The organism is Bradyrhizobium sp. WBAH42 (assembly GCF_024585265.1).
Classification (GTDB): Bacteria; Pseudomonadota; Alphaproteobacteria; order Rhizobiales; family Xanthobacteraceae; genus Bradyrhizobium.
The window spans coordinates 1498806-1517862 of record NZ_CP036533.1; the positions used below are offsets into that span (position 1 = coordinate 1498806).

At 64.8% G+C, this 19057-nt stretch carries 20 protein-coding genes; 18 read left to right on the forward strand and 2 right to left on the reverse strand.

Going from position 1 to position 19057, the window contains the following annotated elements:
• Nucleotides 1-70: 70 nt before the first annotated feature.
• The 12 genes from DCG74_RS06970 to phoB all read left to right on the forward strand — a co-directional run bounded on the left by DCG74_RS06970 (nucleotide 71) and on the right by phoB (nucleotide 10543).
• Complete coding sequence (locus DCG74_RS06970; protein WP_172786128.1) at nucleotides 71-661, forward strand: TetR/AcrR family transcriptional regulator; 591 nt, start codon at nucleotides 71-73, stop codon at nucleotides 659-661.
• Nucleotides 658-1563, forward strand: coding sequence for a haloalkane dehalogenase (locus tag DCG74_RS06975; RefSeq protein ID WP_172786127.1), 906 nt, complete (start codon nucleotides 658-660; stop codon nucleotides 1561-1563). Before DCG74_RS06970 ends, DCG74_RS06975 begins: the two co-directional genes overlap by 4 nt.
• An 11-nt stretch (nucleotides 1564-1574) precedes the next feature.
• On the forward strand, nucleotides 1575-1802 hold the full coding sequence (locus DCG74_RS06980) for a SelT/SelW/SelH family protein (protein ID WP_172786126.1): 228 nt from the start codon (nucleotides 1575-1577) through the stop codon (nucleotides 1800-1802).
• An 18-nt stretch (nucleotides 1803-1820) separates the two neighbouring features.
• The gene (locus tag DCG74_RS06985) at nucleotides 1821-2252 is read left to right on the forward strand and encodes a GNAT family N-acetyltransferase (protein ID WP_172786125.1); all 432 of its coding nucleotides are present in this window, start codon (nucleotides 1821-1823) and stop codon (nucleotides 2250-2252) included.
• 422 nt (nucleotides 2253-2674) lie between these two features.
• Nucleotides 2675-3730: a lysylphosphatidylglycerol synthase domain-containing protein gene (locus DCG74_RS06990; protein ID WP_172786124.1), complete on the forward strand. Its 1056-nt coding sequence runs from the start codon at nucleotides 2675-2677 to the stop codon at nucleotides 3728-3730.
• Between the two features lie 46 nt (nucleotides 3731-3776).
• Nucleotides 3777-5069 (forward strand): ATP-binding protein, encoded by a 1293-nt coding sequence (locus tag DCG74_RS06995; protein WP_172786123.1) that lies wholly within the window; start codon nucleotides 3777-3779, stop codon nucleotides 5067-5069.
• Between the two features lie 150 nt (nucleotides 5070-5219).
• Complete coding sequence (gene pstS / locus DCG74_RS07000; protein WP_172786122.1) at nucleotides 5220-6233, forward strand: phosphate ABC transporter substrate-binding protein PstS; 1014 nt, start codon at nucleotides 5220-5222, stop codon at nucleotides 6231-6233.
• A gap of 202 nt (nucleotides 6234-6435) precedes the next feature.
• The gene (gene pstC / locus DCG74_RS07005; protein WP_172786229.1) at nucleotides 6436-7425 is read left to right on the forward strand and encodes a phosphate ABC transporter permease subunit PstC; all 990 of its coding nucleotides are present in this window, start codon (nucleotides 6436-6438) and stop codon (nucleotides 7423-7425) included.
• Between the two features lie 4 nt (nucleotides 7426-7429).
• Nucleotides 7430-8275, forward strand: coding sequence for a phosphate ABC transporter permease PstA (gene pstA / locus DCG74_RS07010; RefSeq protein WP_172786121.1), 846 nt, complete (start codon nucleotides 7430-7432; stop codon nucleotides 8273-8275).
• Nucleotides 8272-9093, forward strand: coding sequence for a phosphate ABC transporter ATP-binding protein PstB (gene pstB, locus DCG74_RS07015; RefSeq protein WP_172786120.1), 822 nt, complete (start codon nucleotides 8272-8274; stop codon nucleotides 9091-9093). Before pstA ends, pstB begins: the two co-directional genes overlap by 4 nt.
• Before the next feature lie 11 nt (nucleotides 9094-9104).
• A complete protein-coding gene (phoU, locus tag DCG74_RS07020) occupies nucleotides 9105-9821 on the forward strand; it encodes a phosphate signaling complex protein PhoU (RefSeq protein WP_025033425.1) in 717 nt (238 codons plus the stop codon).
• Between the two features lie 14 nt (nucleotides 9822-9835).
• The gene (gene phoB / locus DCG74_RS07025; RefSeq protein WP_008143479.1) at nucleotides 9836-10543 is read left to right on the forward strand and encodes a phosphate regulon transcriptional regulator PhoB; all 708 of its coding nucleotides are present in this window, start codon (nucleotides 9836-9838) and stop codon (nucleotides 10541-10543) included.
• A gap of 271 nt (nucleotides 10544-10814) precedes the next feature.
• Here phoB and DCG74_RS07030 read toward each other — a convergent pair whose 3' ends face one another.
• The gene (locus tag DCG74_RS07030; RefSeq protein WP_025033426.1) at nucleotides 10815-11327 is read right to left on the reverse strand and encodes a GcrA family cell cycle regulator; all 513 of its coding nucleotides are present in this window, start codon (nucleotides 11325-11327) and stop codon (nucleotides 10815-10817) included.
• A 460-nt stretch (nucleotides 11328-11787) separates the two neighbouring features.
• Between DCG74_RS07030 and DCG74_RS07035 the strand changes: the two genes are divergently transcribed.
• The 3 genes from DCG74_RS07035 (at nucleotide 11788) to DCG74_RS07045 (ending at nucleotide 15109) form a co-directional block, all read left to right on the forward strand.
• Nucleotides 11788-12996 carry an aspartate aminotransferase family protein gene (locus DCG74_RS07035; protein ID WP_172786119.1) on the forward strand — a complete coding sequence of 403 codons (1209 nt, stop codon included), beginning with the start codon at nucleotides 11788-11790 and terminating at the stop codon, nucleotides 12994-12996.
• Nucleotides 12996-13931 carry an ornithine carbamoyltransferase gene (gene argF / locus DCG74_RS07040; RefSeq protein WP_172786118.1) on the forward strand — a complete coding sequence of 312 codons (936 nt, stop codon included), beginning with the start codon at nucleotides 12996-12998 and terminating at the stop codon, nucleotides 13929-13931. Before DCG74_RS07035 ends, argF begins: the two co-directional genes overlap by 1 nt.
• Before the next feature lie 170 nt (nucleotides 13932-14101).
• Nucleotides 14102-15109 carry an Hsp33 family molecular chaperone gene (locus tag DCG74_RS07045; RefSeq protein WP_172786117.1) on the forward strand — a complete coding sequence of 336 codons (1008 nt, stop codon included), beginning with the start codon at nucleotides 14102-14104 and terminating at the stop codon, nucleotides 15107-15109.
• A gap of 232 nt (nucleotides 15110-15341) precedes the next feature.
• On the opposite strand, the gene apaG is transcribed toward DCG74_RS07045, so the two are convergent.
• A complete protein-coding gene (apaG, locus tag DCG74_RS07050) occupies nucleotides 15342-15734 on the reverse strand; it encodes a Co2+/Mg2+ efflux protein ApaG (protein WP_024337101.1) in 393 nt (130 codons plus the stop codon).
• A gap of 197 nt (nucleotides 15735-15931) precedes the next feature.
• On the opposite strand from apaG, the gene DCG74_RS07055 reads away from it, so the two are divergent.
• The 3 genes from DCG74_RS07055 to DCG74_RS07065 are packed head-to-tail and all read left to right on the forward strand — an operon-like array spanning nucleotide 15932 to nucleotide 18948.
• A complete protein-coding gene (locus DCG74_RS07055; protein WP_172786116.1) occupies nucleotides 15932-17173 on the forward strand; it encodes an OpgC domain-containing protein in 1242 nt (413 codons plus the stop codon).
• Nucleotides 17173-17952 carry an SGNH/GDSL hydrolase family protein gene (locus tag DCG74_RS07060; RefSeq protein WP_172786115.1) on the forward strand — a complete coding sequence of 260 codons (780 nt, stop codon included), beginning with the start codon at nucleotides 17173-17175 and terminating at the stop codon, nucleotides 17950-17952. The genes DCG74_RS07055 and DCG74_RS07060 overlap by 1 nt, the downstream gene beginning before the upstream one ends.
• 12 nt (nucleotides 17953-17964) lie before the next feature.
• Nucleotides 17965-18948: an SGNH/GDSL hydrolase family protein gene (locus tag DCG74_RS07065; protein ID WP_172786114.1), complete on the forward strand. Its 984-nt coding sequence runs from the start codon at nucleotides 17965-17967 to the stop codon at nucleotides 18946-18948.
• Nucleotides 18949-19057 lie beyond the last annotated feature (109 nt).

Below are 19057 nucleotides of genomic sequence, written 5' to 3' on the forward strand. Positions count from 1 at the left end.
CCCAGCGAGGTCATGAAGAGCCGGGAAAAGCTGCACTTGACAATAATACGTACGTACGTATTATTTGCTCATGCCCAAGCCCTCGCTCAAAGACGCCATCCTCGACGCCGGCCTCAAGGTCATGTTCCGGACCGGCTATCACGGCACCAGCGTGCGCGATGTCACCGCCGCGGCGGGCGCCCCGCAGGGGTCCTTCACCAATCATTTTCGCTCCAAGGAAGCGTTCGCTTCGGAGGTGCTCGACCGCTATTTCGAGATCACGAAGGAATTGGTGGCGGAGGCCCTTGAAGACGCCTCGCTGACGCCGCGGGCGCGGCTCAAACGCTATCTCGACATCATCACCGGCCGCCTCGAAGCCGACGGATACGGACGCGGCTGCCTCATCGGCGATCTCAGTCTGGAAGCGGCCGGCAGCAGCGAACTGCTGCGCACCCGCCTCGCCGAAATATTTGCCGAGTGGCGCATGCCGTTCGCGGCCTGCATCAGCGAGGCGCAGGAAAGCGGCGAGATCGATTCCGAATTCGAGCCCGAGGAGCTTGCCGACTTCCTGCTCGCGTCCTGGCAGGGCGCGATCCTGCGCATGAAGGTCGACCGCACGCCCCGCGCGCTCGAGCGATTCAAGACCATCGCCTTCAAGACCGTCTTCAAGGAGCCGACATGAGCCAGCAAGCCGAGATTCAGATCCGCAGCGCCTCCGTGCTGGGAAGCACGATGGCTTATCGCGAGACGGGCGCGAAGGATGCGCCGGTCGCGCTCTTTCTTCACGGCAATCCGACGTCGTCCCATATCTGGCGAAACATCCTGCCGCTGGTGGCGCCGGTGGCGCATTGCATCGCGCCCGATCTCATCGGCTTCGGCCGGTCCGGCAAACCCGATATCGCCTATCGCTTCTTCGACCACGTCCGCTATCTCGACGCGTTGATCGAAGAGCTCGGAATCAATTCGGCCTATCTCGTTGCGCAGGACTGGGGCACGGCCCTTTCATTTCATCTTGCGGCGCGTCGGCCGGCGTTCGTGCGCGGGCTCGCCTTCATGGAGTTCATCCGGCCGATGCCGACCTGGCAGGATTTTCACCAGGCGGAAGCTGCGCGCGAAACTTTCCGAAAATTCAGGACGCAAGGCGAGGGGGAGGCCATGGTCCTCGAGGCGAACGCCTTCGTCGAACGCGTGCTGCCCGGCGGCATCATGCGAAGTTTGAGCGAAGACGAGATGGCGCCTTATCGCGAGCCTTTTCCGACGCCGGACAGCCGTCGTCCCGTTCTTGCATTCCCGCGTGAATTGCCGATCGCCGGCGAGCCCGCCGATGTCTATTACGCGCTGCAATCGGCTCATGCGTCGCTGAAAGCGTCCGCCTATCCAAAGCTACTGTTCGCGGGCGAGCCGGGAGCCGTCGTCACTCCCGCATTTGCCGAGACGTTCGCGGCCTCGCTGCAGCACTGCGCGCTCGTCCGCCTCGGGCCCGGTCGACACTACCTCCAGGAGGATCACCCCGATGCGATCGGCCGATCGGTCGGCGGCTGGATCGCCGGCATCGAAGCGGTGCGTCCGCAGCTTGCGGCCTGAAGGAGGATGATATGTCCGACGTGACCATCATCTATTGCCGGCCGTGTGGATATGAGAAGCGCGCCAAGGAGGCGGCCGCGGCGTTGCGCCGGCAGCTGGGGCTGGAATCGGATCTCGTCCCCGGCAAGGGCGGCGTTTTCCAGGTGAAGCTCGGCGACCGGATTGTCGCCAGCCGCAGCAAAGGTCATTTTCCTGACGGCGACGAAATCGTGGCGGCCGTCAATGCCGCCCGGGACTGAGCCGGGGAGGCTTTTGCGATGTCGATTGTCTGGTCCGACGATCTCGCCGGTGTCGACTGGGATGAGCTGTCCGCGCTCTACCGCATCGCACCGCTCGGCACCAAGACACCGGCCGATCTCGCGCTCGTGTTTGGCAACAGCATGTTTCGAACCTTCGCTTATGAGCAGGGGCGCCTCGTCGGCGCAGGCCGCGTACTCGCCGATGGCCGCGACTGCGCCTATCTCTGTGATGTCGCAGTGCACCCGGACCATCAGGGGCGGGGTCTCGGCCGCGACATGATCGAACGTCTGCTTGCGCGTTGCCGCGGCCATCGCAAGATCATCCTCTACGCCGTGCCGGGCAAGGAAGGCTTTTACGAACGCCTGGGCTTCAGGCGGATGACCACGGCCATGGCGATCTTCGAGGATCAGGCCAGCGCCTATGGCCGCGGCTATTTGACCGCGCCTTGAGTGCGGTCTGGAGCCCGCGACGTTCCGGCGCATCGGAAAATCCGGGAACGATGCCGGGATTGCCCCCTCTTTCAACAGGCGGGCGGGCCCCATAGATTGACGTCGGCTTAAGGCGTGACGGAACATTGTGCGGCCGAAATCATCAAAACTTCATGGCCCCTGCGCAGGATCGCCATGGAGATTCGCGCCAGGCCTTGCCGCCGAAAGCGCCAACCCCTGCACCGGGAGCCGCAACCCTGCCTAAAATATTGAAGGCACGCGTTTTTGTTCGAATTGCCGAATTCCACTTCGGCCGAAAACGCGCTAGTGGAGGGGCGGGGGGCATGCGCGATGCCGGCGCCGGCAGCGCGGGTTCGTTGAATGCCTGCGCGTCCGCCTGTCCGCCGGCCACCCTGGCCGTTGAAGCGTTGTTCGAGGTCTAGATGCTGGAAGCCATACGCAGGGTGACGACGTTTCTGCGCCAGAAGCAAATCCTGCATAAGCTTGGAGTTGTGATCAGCATCGCGGTCATCGGCATCGCTTGCTATGTGCTCTACCACATGCTGCGGGGCATCGATTTCAACGAGGTCCTCGAAGCGATCAAGAGTACCGAGCCGAGCCAGATTGCGATGGCGGCGCTGTTCGTCGCTGCGGGCTATTTCACGCTGACCTTCTACGACCTCTTCGCCACGCGCGCGATCGGCCATGCCCACGTGCCCTATCGCATCAACGCGCTCGCGGCCTTCACCAGCTATTCGATCGGCCACAATGTCGGCGCATCCGTCTTCACTGGCGGTGCGGTGCGCTACCGCATCTATTCGGCCTACGGGCTGAACGCGATCGACGTCGCAAAGATCTGCTTTCTCGCCGGCCTGACGTTCTGGCTGGGCAATGCCGCCGTGCTCGGCCTCGGCATCTCCTACCATCCGGAGGCGGCGGCCTCGATCGACCAGCTGCCGGCCTGGCTGAACCGGACGCTGGCGCTGATGATCATCGTGGCGCTGATCGGCTATGTGGTCTGGGTCTGGACCCAGCCGCGGGTGGTCGGCCGCGGCCCCTGGACCGTGGTGCTGCCGGGCGGCCCGCTGACGCTGCTCCAGATCGCGATCGGCATCGTCGATCTCGGCTTCTGCGCGCTGGCGATGTACGTGCTGGTCCCGGACGAGCCCAATCTCGGCTTCGTCGTGGTCGCGGTGATCTTCGTCTCGGCGACCCTGCTCGGCTTCGCCAGCCATTCGCCCGGGGGCTTGGGGGTGTTCGACGCCGCCATGCTGGTCGGCCTCTGGCAGATGGACCGGGAGGAGCTCCTGGGCGGCATGCTGCTGTTCCGCGTCCTCTATTATCTGTCTCCGTTCGTCCTATCTGTAATCTTGCTGACGTTTCGAGAAGTTATCATCGGCGCCCGATCGAAGCGGTTGCAACAGGCGGCGCTCAAGCTGGACCCTGGTCCTGCGCCTGAAGCCGCCTATGTGAGAGAGCGCAGCGACAGCGGCGCCTGACCGGTGTCAGGTCCTTAAGGACAGCCCCCAGGAGAAGCCCGCCCCGATGGCGATCGACGCCCCCTCTTCTCCCTCCGCCCAGCCCTGGTCCGACCGGCTGCGGCACTCGACCATCATTCTGATCGCCGCGGCGCTGGCGCTGTCCGTCGTGGTCTCGCTCGGCGAATTGTCGGCGCTGCACGCCGCAATCGTGTTTCTCTGCATCGCGGCGGCCGCCTTGATCCCGTGGCGGCTGCACGATCCCGCCGCCTCCCGCGACGACGTCAGGCGCATCAACCCGGTTGAGAGCGCGGCGGTGGCCGCGGTGGTTGCCGGCATGCCGGATCCGGCGGTGCTGCTCGACCGCGCCGGCCGCGTCGTCCACCTCAATGCCGCGGCCGCCCAGCTCGCGCCGGCGCTGCGCCGGAACGAGCTCGCCCAGTTCGCGCTGCGCTCGCCGGAGATCATCACCGCGCTGCGCGAGGCCATCGCGACCACCGAGCCGCGGCGCGCGACCTATCTCGATCATGTTCCGGTCGATCGCTGGATGGAGCTGATCATCACGCCGGTACCGGTGCCGACCAGCTTCGGCGGCACTGACAAATGCATGCTGATGACCTTCCACGACCAGACGCCGTTGCGGCGGGTCGAGGAGATGCGGGCCGATTTCGTCGCCAATGCCAGCCACGAGCTGCGCACGCCGCTGGCGGCGCTGTCGGGCTTCATCGATACGCTCCAGGGTCAGGCCAAGGACGATCCCAAGGCGCGCGAGCGCTTCCTCGGCATCATGCACAATCAGGCGACGCGCATGGCGCGCCTGATCGACGATCTCTTGTCGCTGTCGCGGGTCGAGCTGTCGGCCCATGTCCGGCCGGACACCCTGGTCGATCTCGTCCCGATCATCCGCCAGGTCGCCGACGGGCTCGAGCCGCTGGCGCGCGAGCGTCAGGTCGAGGTGGACATCCACCTGCCGGAGCCGCCGGTGATGATCGCGGGCGACCGGGAGGAACTGCTCCGCCTGTTCGAGAACCTGATCGAGAACGCGCTCAAATATGGCGCCTCGGGCGGACGCGTCATCGTGTCGCTGACATCGAGCGCGGCCACTGATGGAACTCAGGAAATCCGGGTCATGGTCCGCGATTTCGGCCCTGGCATCGCGCCCGAGCACCTGCCCCGGCTGACCGAGCGCTTCTACCGGGTGGATGTCGGCGACAGCCGCTCGCAGGGCGGCACCGGGCTCGGATTATCGCTGGTGAAACATATTCTTAACCGTCATCGCGGTCGGCTTCTGATCGAAAGCGTGCCCCGGCAGGGCGCCACTTTTACCGCCTGTTTTCCCCAGGCCAAGACGCCGGCTTAGACCCAAAAATCAAGCGATTTCAGTCGGTTGACTGTGTCATCCAGCTGTCACGAAACCTTCGTAAAAGCACAGCCGACCGCTCCTAAACGGGCGGCACGGGGAGCGCGATCGGGCGCGGATGGCGCTTCGCTCCCCTGTATGGAGACCAGCATGAATTTCCTCAAAACTCTCGTCGCTGCTGGCTTGGTCGCCGCATCGGCGACGGCAGCCTTTGCTGCCGACATCACGGGTGCCGGCGCGACGTTCCCGTTCCCGATCTATTCGAAGTGGGCTGACGCCTACAAAAAGGAGACCGGCAACGGTCTGAACTATCAGTCGATCGGCTCCGGCGGCGGCATCAAGCAGATCCAGGCCAAGACCGTGACCTTCGGCGCCAGCGACGCGCCGCTCAAGGCCGAGCAGCTCGAGAAGGACGGCCTCGTCCAGTGGCCGATGGTGATGGGCGCCATCGTCCCTGTCGTCAACCTCGAGGGCGTGAAGCCCGGCGAGCTGGTGTTCGACGGCGAGACCCTGGCCAACATCTATCTCGGCAAGATCACCAAGTGGGACGATGCCGCGATCAAGAAGCTCAATCCGAACGCGAAGCTGCCCTCGGAGGCGATCACCGTAGTCCGCCGTTCGGACGGTTCGGGCACCACCTTCAACTTCACCAACTACCTCTCCAAGGCCAGCGCGGACTGGAAGAGCAAGGTCGGTGAGGGCACCGCGGTCGAGTGGCCGGTCGGCGTCGGCGCCAAGGGCAACGAAGGCGTGTCGGGCAACATCAGCCAGACCAAGAACTCGATCGGTTACGTCGAGTACGCCTATGCCAAGCAGAACAAGCTGACCTACACCGGTCTCGTCAACAAGGCCGGCAAGCCGGTGCAGCCGACCGTCGAGGCCTTCCAGGCGGCCGCCTCCAACGCCGACTGGGCCAAGGCACCCGGCTATTACGTCATCCTGACCGACCAGCCCGGCGAGAAGTCCTGGCCGATCACGGCGGCGACCTTCATCCTCATGCACAAGTCCGCCACCGACAAGGCGGCCTCGCAGGAAGCCATCAAGTTCTTCCGCTGGGCCTTCAAGAACGGCGGCAAGGCGGCTGAAGAGCTCGATTATATCCCGATGCCGGACAGCGTCGTCCAGCTGATCGAGAAGACCTGGGCTGCCGAGATCAAGAGCTAAGTAGAGCTCTCGTGTCCCGGACGCGGTGCGGCCCTGGCGATGCGAAGCATCGTCCAGTGTGCCGCTCCGCAGAGCCGGGACCCACAAGCACCAGGCCCCGGATCAGCGGCGCACCGCTTCGCGCTGCACCGCATCCGGGGCACGGGACCGCCACCAACAACAAGCGTATATAAAACGGGCACAGGGGATCGGCGTGGCTGAGATGGCTGTCGAGAGCAATGTGATTGATGCTGCCGGTCCATATGATCGCGCCAAGGCCTTGAGCGCGTTCAAGCTCGGCGACGTCACCTTCTACTGGATCACGCGGTTGTCCGCGATCTCGGTGCTGCTGATCCTCGGCGGCATCATCATCTCGCTGATCGTCGGTGCGTTCCCGGCGATCAAGGAATACGGCATCTCCTTCCTGTGGACGCAGCGCTGGGCGCCCTCCGCCGATCCGCCGGTGCTCGGCGCGCTCGGGCCGATCTACGGCACGCTCGTCACCTCCTTCATCGCGATGCTGATCGCCATTCCCGTCGGTCTCGGCATTGCGATCTTCCTCACCGAGCTCTGCCCGCAATGGCTGCGCCGCCCGATCGGCATGGCGGTGGAGCTGCTCGCCGGCATCCCCTCGATCATCTACGGCATGTGGGGCTTCTTCGTGCTCGGCCCGTTCCTAGCCAACACCTTCCAGCCCTTCATGATCAGGGTGTTCGACGGTGTTCCCGTGCTGGGCGCGATCTTCGCGGGTCCCCCGTCCTATCTCAGCCTGTTCAACGCCGCCCTGATCCTCGCCATCATGGTGCTGCCCTTCATCACCTCGATCTCGGTCGATGTGTTCAAGACGGTGCCGCCGGTGCTGAAGGAAGCCGCCTATGGCGTCGGCTGCACCACCTGGGAAGTCGTCCGCAGCGTCGTGATCCCCTACACCCGCGTCGGCATCATCGGCGGCGTCATGCTGGCGCTGGGCCGCGCGCTGGGCGAGACCATGGCGGTGACCTTCATCATCGGCAATTCGTTCCGGATCTCCTCGTCGATCTTCGCCCCGGGCACCACGATCTCGGCCGCGATCGCATCCGAGTTCGCCGAGAGCGACGGCCTGCACCAGTCCGGCCTGATCCTGCTCGGCCTCCTGCTGTTCGTGCTGACGTTCTTCGTGCTCGCGGCCGCCCGGTTGATGCTGCTGCGCCTGGAAACCAAGGCGGGGAAGTGAAGCCATGAACCCGATCTATTCGCGCCGCCGCCGCTGGGACATCGTCATTCGCGGACTCTGCATCGCAGCCGCTGCGTTCGGCGTCACCTGGCTCGCGCTGATCCTGATGACGTTGCTCTACAACGGCCTGGCCGGGCTCAACCTCCAGGTCTTCACCGAGAACACGCCGCCGCCCGGATCGAACGAAGGCGGTCTGCTCAACGCCATCGTCGGCTCACTGATCATGACCGTGATCGGCGTCGGCATCGGCGCGCCGCTCGGCCTGTTCGCCGGCACCTATCTTGCCGAATACGGCCGCAACGACAAGCTGACCTCGGTGATCCGTTTCATCAACGACATTCTCCTGTCGGCGCCCTCGATCATCATCGGCCTGTTCATCTACGGGGCGGTGGTGGTGCCGATGCGCGGCTTCTCGGCGATCGCGGGCAGCCTCGCGCTCGCCGTCATCGTGATCCCGGTCGTCGTGCGCACCACCGAGGACATGCTGCTGCTGGTGCCGAATCCGCTGCGCGAGGCGGCCTCTGCGCTCGGTCTGCCGCGCTCGCTGGTGATCAAGCGCATCGCCTATCGTGCCGCGCGTTCCGGCCTCATCACCGGCGTGCTGCTGGCGACCGCCCGCGTCGCGGGCGAGACCGCACCGCTGTTGTTCACGGCGCTGTCGAACCAGTTCTTCAGCCTCGGCCTGAACAAGACGATGGCGAACCTACCTGTCACCATCAACAACTTCGTGCAGAGCCCCTACGAATATTGGAAGCAACTCGCCTGGAGCGGCGCGCTGCTCATCACCCTGACCGTGCTTGCCCTGAACATTGGCGCGCGCATCCTTGGCGCCGAGAGGACTGCAAAATGAGTGAAATGTCTGTTTCCGTCAGCGCGCCGACCGTTCATCCCGGCTCGCAGCCGCTGCCCGAGGCGCCCGCCAAGGTCACCGCGCGCAACCTGAATTTCTACTACGGTGAGCACCACGCGCTGAAGAACATCAATCTGACGCTCGGCACCAACCGCGTCACGGCGTTCATCGGCCCGTCGGGCTGCGGCAAGTCGACCCTGCTGCGCATCTTCAACCGGATGTACGACCTCTATCCGGGCCAGCGCGCCACCGGCCAGCTGCTGCTCGACCAGACCAACATCCTCGACGCCAAGCTGGACCTCAACCTGTTGCGGGCCCGGGTCGGCATGGTGTTCCAGAAGCCGACGCCGTTCCCGATGACGATCTACGAGAACATCGCCTTCGGCATTCGTCTGTACGAGAAGATCTCGAAGTCGGAGATGGACGACCGCGTTGAGAAGGCTCTGCGCGGCGGCGCGCTGTGGAACGAGGTCAAGGACAAGCTCAATGCCTCCGGCCTGTCGCTCTCCGGCGGCCAGCAGCAGCGCCTCTGCATCGCCCGCACCGTCGCGGTGCGGCCCGAGGTGATCCTGTTCGACGAGCCCTGCTCGGCGCTCGACCCGATCTCGACCGCCAAGGTCGAGGAACTGATCCAGGAATTGTCCGAGAACTACACGATCGCGATCGTCACCCACAACATGCAGCAGGCGGCGCGCGTCTCCGACAAGACCGCCTTCATGTATCTCGGCGAGCTGATCGAGTTCGACGACACCAGCAAGATCTTCACGTCGCCGAGCGATCGGCGCACGCAGGATTACATCACCGGCCGGTTCGGCTGAGGAGACGGAATATGGGTTCTGAACATACCGTAAAGGCCTTTGACAGCGACCTTCAGGAGCTCACTCGCCTGGTCGCCGAGATGGGCGGCATCGCCGAGCGCATGATCGTCGATTCCGTCGACGCGCTGATCCGCCGCGACGTGGCACTCGGCCAGCGCGTCGTCACCACCGACGCCGATCTCGACGCGCTGCAGAAGCGCATCGAGGAGCGCGCCGTGCTCACCATCGCCCGCCGCCAGCCGATGGCCGTCGACCTGCGCGAGATCGTCGGCGCCATGCGCGTTGCGACCGATCTCGAGCGCATCGGCGATCTTGCCAAGAACATGGGCAAGCGCGTCGCGGCGCTGGAGACGGATTTCCATCCGCTCAAGCTGTTCCGCGGCCTGGAGCACATGACCGACCTCGTGCAGCAGCAGGTCAAGAGCGTGCTCGACGCCTATGCCGCGCACGATCTGCCGGCGGCGATGGCGGTGTGGAAGGGCGACGAGGAGGTCGACGCCATCTGCACCTCGCTGTTCCGCGAGCTCCTCACCTACATGATGGAGGATCCGCGCAATATCTCGTTCTGCATCCACCTGATGTTCTGTGCCAAGAACATCGAGCGGATCGGCGACCATGCCACCAACATCGCCGAGACCGTGTTCTACATGATCGAGGGCCAGGCGATCACCGACAAGCGGCCGAAGGGCGACATGACGACCTTCGCCACGACGGTGCCGAATACCTAAGGAGCGACGACAACATGGGCGCACGCATTATGGTGGTAGAGGACGAGGAAGCTCTCACCGAGCTTCTCCGCTACAACCTCGAAGGCGACGGCTATGACGTCGAGACGGTGATGCGCGGCGACGACGCCGACACCCGCCTCAAGGAGCACATTCCCGATCTGATCGTGCTCGACTGGATGCTGCCGGGCCTGTCGGGCATCGAGCTGTGCCGGCGGCTTCGGACCCGTCCCGAGACCAAGCAGCTGCCGATCATCATGCTCACCGCGCGCGGCGAGGAGAGCGAGCGGGTACGGGGCCTCGCAACCGGCGCCGACGATTACATCGTCAAGCCGTTCTCGGTGCCGGAGCTGCTCGCGCGCGTGAAGGGTCTGCTCAGGCGCGCCAGCCCCGAGCGGCTCGCCACCGTGCTCGCCTATGGCGACATCGAGCTCGACCGCGACAAGCGCCGCGTGGCGCGCTCGGGTCGGCCGATCGATCTCGGCCCGACCGAATATCGCCTGCTGGAGTTCTTCCTGGAGCATCCCGGCCGCGTGTTCTCGCGCGAGCAGCTGCTCGATAGCGTCTGGGGCCGCGACATCTATATCGATGAGCGTACCGTCGACGTCCATATCGGCCGCCTGCGCAAGCTGCTCAATCTCGGCCGCGAGCAGGACCCGATCCGCACCGTCCGCGGCGCCGGCTACGCGCTGGATGATCGCTTCGCGAAGGCCGAGCAGACGTAAGATCTGCGAGCTGTTGGTGTGGTGAGCTGCGGCTACACCCTCAACCGTCATCCCGGGGCGCGCGCAGCGCGAGCCCGGGATCTCAGCGCGAGCGCTTGCGCTCGTCGCGATCAACCACGGGACGTGGTTTGACGATGACTCGGCGTGACCATCTCGCGCAACGATCGCGCCCTGTGGTTATGGATCCCCGCCTTCGCGGGGATGACACTGAGTAGGTGGCGCCGTCATCGTGTGACGGCTGTAATCTCGGCGATCAACTAATTCCGCAAGCTCAGCGCGTGCTCGGCTTCGCCGGTGCGCGACGGCGGTCCGCTGCGGGCTGATAGGCCACGCGCGAATGCTGGGCGCAGTAGGGCAGGCCCGAGAGCGCCTTGCCGCCGCAGAAGAAGAAATCCGGGCTCGATGGATCGCCGACCGGCCAGTGGCACGTCGCCTCGTTCAATTCCAGCAGCGACAGGCGCTGGCTCATCGGCACCACGTTGTCGTAGGTGACCGGCTCGGCTTCCACCTCGACCTCGAAGGCCTGCGCCAGCGCGGTGTTGCCGCGCGCAACGGGTCGCGTCACGCGCATCATGTGCTGCGCGGGCCGTGCCTTGCGCGGCCGCGGCGCTGCCGATGAAGGGCTCTTGGCGCGGCCGGACAGGCCGAGCCGGTGCACCTTGCCGATCACGGCATTGCGGGTCACATTGCCGAGCTCCGCCGCGATCTGGCTGGCCGAAAGTCCGGCCTCCCAGAGCTTCTTCAGCTGCTCGACGCGATCATCGGACCAGGTCAAAACCGTCATTGCACCCTTTCCCTCGCAGCGCGCCTGCCATCCTGGAGCCTTCGCCGCGATTGCCTAAAGCCTTGAAAAACCCGTGCCGCCAGAATCCCTTAAGGCTCGCCGGGCGCGCTCAAGACGCCCGAACGTTTACGCCGGTACATGAGGACTTTTGGGATCAGAACTGCTGCACGAGATGTCGTATCTGACAGTCCAAACGCTACAATATGGCGTGACTCCCGCGCAAGAGTCCGCCGACTCGCTTCCACATGTTCCGTGGTGAAAAACCCGCAAAATCGGCACCGCAAGACTACGGATTCAGCGTTTCGCGAGGCTTTCCGGGCGGCATTGACACCCGTCTTTCCAGGCATAAGATAGTGCCACGTGCCGCCCTTAAAAGGCGGCACGTTTCGTTTTCCGGGGCCGGTCAATGGTGCGTTGCGCAATGCGTGCCTCACACCGTCCGCAACATTCAAGTGACGTCATGACTAACAGCGCCGCGCCGCATTTGCTCCCCGTTTTCGCCAGGGCCGACCTCGGTTTCGAGCGCGGCGAAGGCTGCTGGCTGATCGCGGCCAATGGCGATCGCTATCTCGATTTCACCTCGGGCGTGGCGGTGAATGCGCTCGGCCACGTTCATCCCGCGCTGGTCAAGGCGTTGCAGGAGCAGGCGACGAAGCTCTGGCACATGTCGAACCTGTTCCAGAGCCCCGATGGCGAGAAGCTCGCAAGCCGCCTCTGCAATGAGAGCTTCGCGGACTTCGTGTTCTTCTGCAATTCCGGCGCCGAGGCGCTGGAAGGTGTGGTCAAGCTCGTCCGCCATCATCACTTCTCCAAGGGCCATCCGGAGCGTTATCGCATCATCACCTTCGAAGGCGCCTTCCATGGCCGCACGCTGGCGACGCTCGCCGCCACCGGGTCTGCGAAATATCTCGAGGGCTTCGGTCCGCCGATGGACGGCTTCGATCAGGTGCCGCACGGCGACCTCGACGCCGTGAAGAAGGCGATCGGCCCGCACACCGCCGGCATTCTCATCGAGCCGATCCAGGGCGAGGGTGGCGTTCGTGCTGCACCTCCGGCCTTCCTGAAGGCGCTGCGCGAGCTCTGCAACGAGCGCGGCCTGTTGCTCGCCTTCGACGAGGTGCAGACCGGCATGGGCCGCACCGGCGAGCTCTTTGCCTACAAGCGCACCGGCGTCACACCGGACGTGATGTCGCTCGCCAAGGCGCTCGGCGGCGGCTTCCCGATCGGCGCGGTGCTGGCGACCGCTGATGCGGCCGCCGGCATGGGGCCCGGCTCGCACGGCTCCACCTTCGGCGGCAATCCGCTCGCGATCTCGGCTGCCAACGCCGTGCTCGACGTCATGCTCAAGCCCGGCTTCTTCGACCGCGTGCAGAAGATGTCGCTGCTGCTCAAGCAGAAGCTCGCCTCCGTGATCGATCGTCACCCCGATGTCGTCAGCGAGGTGCGCGGCGAGGGCCTCCTGATCGGCATCAAGGCCGTGGTGCCCTCGGGCGATCTCGTCGCGGCGCTGCGCGCCGAAAAGCTGCTCACCGTCGGGGCCGGCGACAATGTCGTGCGCTTCCTGCCGCCCTTGATCGTCACCGAAGCGGAGATCGAGGACAGCGTCGGCCGGCTCGAACGCGCCTGCACGGCGATCTCCTCCAGTCAGACCAAGCGGGCGGCAAGCTGATGAGCACGACGCCCAACAAAGCTCCAAAGCACTTCCTGGACATCAACGAGCTGCCGCTGTCGGAGCTCAAGAGCATGCTCGCCGCCTCTTCCGCCATGAAGGCGAAGCAGAAGGCGCAGCAGCCGGTCAGGCCGCTCGAAGGCAAGACGCTGGCGATGATCTTCGAGCGTCCCTCCACCCGCACCCGCGTCTCGTTCGACGTCGGCATGCGCCAGCTCGGCGGCGAGGCGATCATGCTCACCGGCGCCGAGATGCAGCTCGGACGCGGCGAGACCATCGCCGACACCGCGCGGGTGCTGTCGCGCTATGTCGACGCCATCATGATCCGCATCCTCAATCACGATGCGCTGCTGGAGCTTGCGGCCAACGCCACGGTGCCCGTCATCAACGGCCTGACGCGGCGTTCGCATCCCTGCCAGGTGATGGCCGACCTCATGACCTATGAGGAGCATCGCGGCCCGATCGAGGGCAAGACGGTGGCCTGGACCGGCGACGACAACAACGTGCTGGCGTCCTGGGCCCATGCCGCCGAGCGCTTCAAATTCCAGCTCAATGTCGCAACGCCGCCGGAGCTCGCACCGAAAAAGGTCATGCGGGACTGGATCAAGGCGACGGGCGCGCCGATCGTGCTCGGCACCGATCCCGAGGCCGCGGTGCGCGGCGCCGATTGCGTCGTCACCGACACCTGGGTGTCGATGGGCGACAAGGAGGGCGAGCACCGTCACAACGTGCTCAAGCCCTACCAGGTCAATGCCAAGCTGATGTCGCTGGCCAAGGCGGATGCATTGTTCATGCACTGCCTGCCGGCCCATCGCGGCGAGGAGGTCACGGATGAAGTGATCGACGGCCCGCAATCGGTCGTGTTCGACGAGGCCGAAAACCGCCTGCACGCGCAGAAGGGAATTCTGGCCTGGTGCTTCGACGCGGTGAAGTAGCCTTTCTGAAGCCCGGATGGAGCGCAGCGAAATCCGGGGTTCTCAGCGTGCGGAATGATCTCCCCGGATTACGCTGCGCTCCATCCGGGCTGCGCGGCCCGTCGTTCTGAGGACGACGGAATGCGGCCGTTCCCCTTCCATTTCCGCCCACCGACCCCAGATAATGCGCCATGGTTTTCCAATCTCCTGACATGAATACCGGGCCTGAAGGCCCGGTTCGCGCGCCATCATCGGTTCCGGTCGATGACGCCGTGCTGCCTTACGAGGTCGACGCGCTCGACGTGCGCGGGCGCCTGGTGCGGCTTGGCCCTGCGCTCGACGACATCCTCACCAAGCACGATTATCCCGCGCCGGTCGGCAAGCTGCTCGGCGAGGCTATCGTGCTGACCACGCTGCTCGGCTCGGCGCTCAAATTCGAAGGCCGCTTCATTCTTCAGGCCCAGACTGATGGCCCGGTGTCGTTCCTGGTGGTCGACTACAAGACCCCGGACCGTCTGCGCGCCTATGCGCGGTTTGATGCCTCGCGCCTGGGCACGGCAAAAGATTCCGGCACGCTGCTCGGTCGCGGCCATCTCGCCATGACCATCGACCAGGGCCCCGACATGAGCCGCTACCAGGGCTTGGTTGCGCTCGATGGCGGCAGCCTGGAAGATGCTGCTCATGAATATTTCCTGCGCTCCGAGCAGATCCCGACGCGTGTGCGACTCGCGGTCGGCGAGGAGTGGCGCTCGAGCGACGGCGGCAAGCATCGCTGGCGCGCCGGCGGCATGCTGATGCAGTTTCTGCCGAAGGCGCCGGAGCGCGCGCGGCAGGCGGACTTGCATCCCGGCGATGCCCCCGACGGCACCGAGGTGCACAGCGTCACCGAAGACGATGCCTGGGTCGAGGCGCGCTCGCTGATCGAAACCGTCGAAGACGTCGAGCTGATCGATCCCGAGCTCTCCGGCGAGCGGCTGCTCTATCGCCTCTTCCACGAGCGCGGCGTGCGCGTGTTCAATCCGCAGGTGCTCGAGGCGCGGTGCTCCTGCTCGCGCGATGCGGTCGCCGCGATGCTCAAGAGCTTTTCGCCCGACGACCGCGCCGCCATGGTCAAGGACGACAAGGTCGTCGTCACCTGCGAGTTCTGCTCGTCGATGTACCAGTTCACGCCGCACGAGGCGGGCGCGGAGGACGCGTAGCGTCGCCTTCGTCATTGCGAGCGCAGCGAAGCAATCCAGAGCCTTTCCGCGGTGGCAGTCTGGATTGCTTCGCTGCGCTCGCAATGACGAGGCTGGAGAGGCTATTCGCCAAGCGCTCGGACATCGTAGGGTGGGTTAGCGTAGCGTAACCCACCTCTTCTGGTTCTGCGGATACAAACAATGGTGGGTTACGCCTTCGGCTAACCCACCCTACGGCACCGAAGTCCGCCCCCTAGTTCAACACCCGCTTGTTGTCCGGGCTGTCGAGCGAAAACGTGGGCACGTCGATCTCGAAGCGCTCGCCGGTTTCGCTGACCATCTGGTAGCGGCCGGTCATGAAGCCGGAGGCGGTCGAGAGCGGCACGCCGGAGGTGTATTCGAAGCGCTCGCCGGGGGCGAGGATCGGCTGCTCGCCGACCACGCCCTCGCCCTTCACCTCCTGCTGGCGGCCGGAGGCATCGGTGATGATCCAGTGCCGCGTCTTGAGCTGCACGGTCTCCTCGCCCGAATTGGTGATGACGATGGTGTAGGACCAGAAGTAGCGCGAGCGGTCGGCCGACGATTGCTCCGGAACAAAGTTCGGCTCGACGGTCACTTCGATCTGGCGGGTCACGGCGCGGTACATGGCTGCCATCATAGCGAAATCCGCCCCGGGAACCAAACCCCCTACGGGCGGCCTTGGCGACATCGTCCCGCCAGAATTGGAGGAAAAGCACACCACCGAGGGAGACACCCTTATGTGATCCGGGCGCTTTGCGAGACGACGGCCGGACCATTACACTGCTTCAACGTCGCGATTTGCGGAACGGTTTCCAGGCCCCGATGACCATTGCCGACCGAGTGACGGGATCGACCATCGCAGGAACCGCGGGCGCCAAGCCGCGCGCCGCTGCGCCAGCCATCACGCTGCCCGCCATCGGCGAGCGCGAACTCCGGCTCGATCTGTTCCGCGGACTCGCGCTATGGCTGATCTTCATCGACCATCTGCCGCCCAGTCTGCTGACCTGGTTCACAATCCGCAATTACGGCCTCAGCGACGCCACCGAGATCTTCATCTTCATCTCCGGCTACACCGCTGCCTTCGTCTATGGCCGGGCCATGCTCGAGAGCGGCGTTCTCATCGCCACCGCGCGCATCCTGCGCCGGGTCTGGCAGATCTACGTCGCCCACGTCTTCCTGTTCACGATCTTTCTCGCCGAGATCTCCTATGTGGCGACCAGGTTCGAGAACCCGCTCTACACCGAAGAGATGGGCATCATGGACTTCCTCAAGCAGCCCGACGTCACCATCGTGCAGGCGCTGCTGCTGCGCTTCCGTCCCGTCAACATGGACGTGCTGCCGCTCTACATCGTGCTGATGCTGGCGCTGCCTCTGATCCTGTGGTCGATGAAATGGCGGCCGGACGTCACGCTCGGGCTTTCGGTCGTGCTCTACGCGGTGACCTGGGAGTACGATCTTTATCTCTCGGCTTATCCGAACGGGTTCTGGGCCTTCAATCCCTTCGCCTGGCAATTGCTGTTCGTGTTCGGTGCATGGTGCGCGCTCGGAGGTGCGCGTCGCATGTCGCGCATCCTGGCCTCGCCCGTGACGATGTGGATCTCGATCGCCTATCTCGTCGCGGCGTTCTACGTGACGCTGACCTGGTACGTGCCGCAGCTGTCCCAGTTCATGCCGAAGCGGATCGAGCAGTGGATGTATCCGATCGACAAGACCGACCTCGACGTGCTGCGCTTCACGCATTTCCTGGCGCTGGCCGCGCTCACCGTGCGTTTCCTGCCCCGGGATTGGCCGGGCTTGAAATCGCGCTGGCTGCGACCATTGATTCTATGTGGCCAGCATTCGCTCGAGATCTTCTGCCTCGGCGTCTTCCTGGCCTTTGCCGGCCATTTCGTCCTCGCCGAAGTCTCCGGCGGGCCGGCCATGCATGCGTTGATTAGCCTCTCCGGAATCCTGATCATGTGGGGGGTTGCCTGGGTCATTTCGTGGTACAAGCGTGTGGCTGACAAGAGCGGTGCGAAAACCAAAAACGCCGTCGGCAACGCCGATCTGGCGGGAGGGGGCTGATGAAGGCGAAGGTTCTCCTGAGCCTGATCCTGCTATGCGGTAGCCTCGCCGCGCCCACGGCGCGCGCGGGCGATGCCGCGTCTGCCGCGTCCCCTGTGCCTGCGGCCTGCGAATTGCCGTCCTATTTGCTGACCAGCGAAAGCCAGCTGCCCAAGGTCGCCGAGGCGGTCAAGGCCGGCAAGCCGCTCGATATCCTGGTCATCGGCAGCCGCTCGACCACGATTCCTTCCTCGGAGGGCAGCTCCTATCCGGCGCGCATGGAGGCGATCCTCAAGGAGAAGCTGCCGCCGTCCGAGGTCGTGCACGTCTCCGTAGAAATACAGAGCAAGAAAACGGCAGAGGAGACCGCGTCCAGCTTCGTTAAGCTGATGGAAGCAAAAACGCCTACTTTGGTCATCTGGCAGACCGGGACCGTGGATGCTATCCGATCCATCGATCCCGACGAATTTCGTGGCGCGGTGACCGACGGGGTTGTTGCGCTGCAAAAGGCAGGGGCTGACGTCGTCTTGATGAATTTGCAATACAGCCCGCGCACCGAGACCATGATCTCGGCGCAGCCTTTTCTCGACAACATGCGCGTCGTTGCGCAGGAGCACGACATTCCGCTGTTCGATCGTTTCGCGATCATGCGGCAGTGGAATGAGCAGGGCCAGTTCGACCTGTTCAGCCCGTCCCGCGGGCCTGAGCTGGCGAAGCAGGTCCATGATTGCCTGGGCCGGGCGTTGGCACAGTTCGTGATTGACGCTGCTCACCTGGAGCCGGCCCAGCAGCAAAATTGAGGTCTAGCGTTAATGAGTTCTCTCCGCCCTTTTTGCCTGACGTCATGGCTGGCCGTGCCCGCGGCGGCGGCGCTGTTATGGCTGACGCCCGCCTCGCATGCGCAGACGCCCGCGCAACCTGCCCCCGCACCCGCCCAGTCACCTGATCCAGCGCCCGCTGCGCCGTCCCAGACCACCGTCGCCGCGAGGTCGTCCGAGCCGCGCGGCGTCACCTCGCGCGCCATCGACAAGGTGAAGGAGGTCGCGAAGTCCGCCGCCGACATCTTCAGCCGCGTGCCTTGCCTGCCGCCGAAGGGCGGCTCCAAGGCGATGGGCTCGCTGCCGCATGTCGCGAGCAAGCTCGTCGCCGGACAGCCCGTCGTCATCGTCGCGTTCGGTTCGTCGTCGACCGCGGGCTTCGGCGCGAGCTCGCCGGAGTTCAACTACCCCAATCGCCTCGCCGCGCAGCTGCGGCGTCACTATCCGAGCGCCGACATCACGGTCGTCAACGCCGGCGTCGGCGGCGAGGATGCGCCCGAGATGATGAAGCGCCTGCAGACGCAGGTGATCGACGTGCATCCGGATCTCGTGATCTGGCAGGTCGGCACCAACGCCGTGCTGCGCAACCTCGATCCCGCCGATACGGCCAAGCTGGTCGAGGACGGCATCAGCCGCATTCAGGCCGCCGGTGGCACCGACATCGTGCTGGTCGACCCGCAATATTCGCCGGCCGTCAACCAGCGCAAGGAGAGCGCCGGCAAGATGATCAAGCTGCTCGGCAACGTCGCCGAGCTGCGCAAGGTCGGCATCTTCCCGCGCTTCGAGGTGATGCGCGACTGGCACGAGAACCAGTCGATCCCGGTCGAGAGCTTCGTCATCGCCGACGGCCTGCACATGAACGATTGGGGCTATGCCTGCTTCGCCCAGCTGCTCGGCGACGACATCATCCGCTCCGTCGGCCAGATCAAGCTCGGGGTGAACGTGCCCGCCGATGTGAGAACGTATCGGCCGATGTGAGAGGCTGCGTAGCCGTAGGGTGGGCAAAGGCGCGCAGCGCCGTGCCCACCATCTCGTCATTGTAGTCGAGAATGGTGGGCACGCTTCGCTTTGCCCACCCTACGAAGCT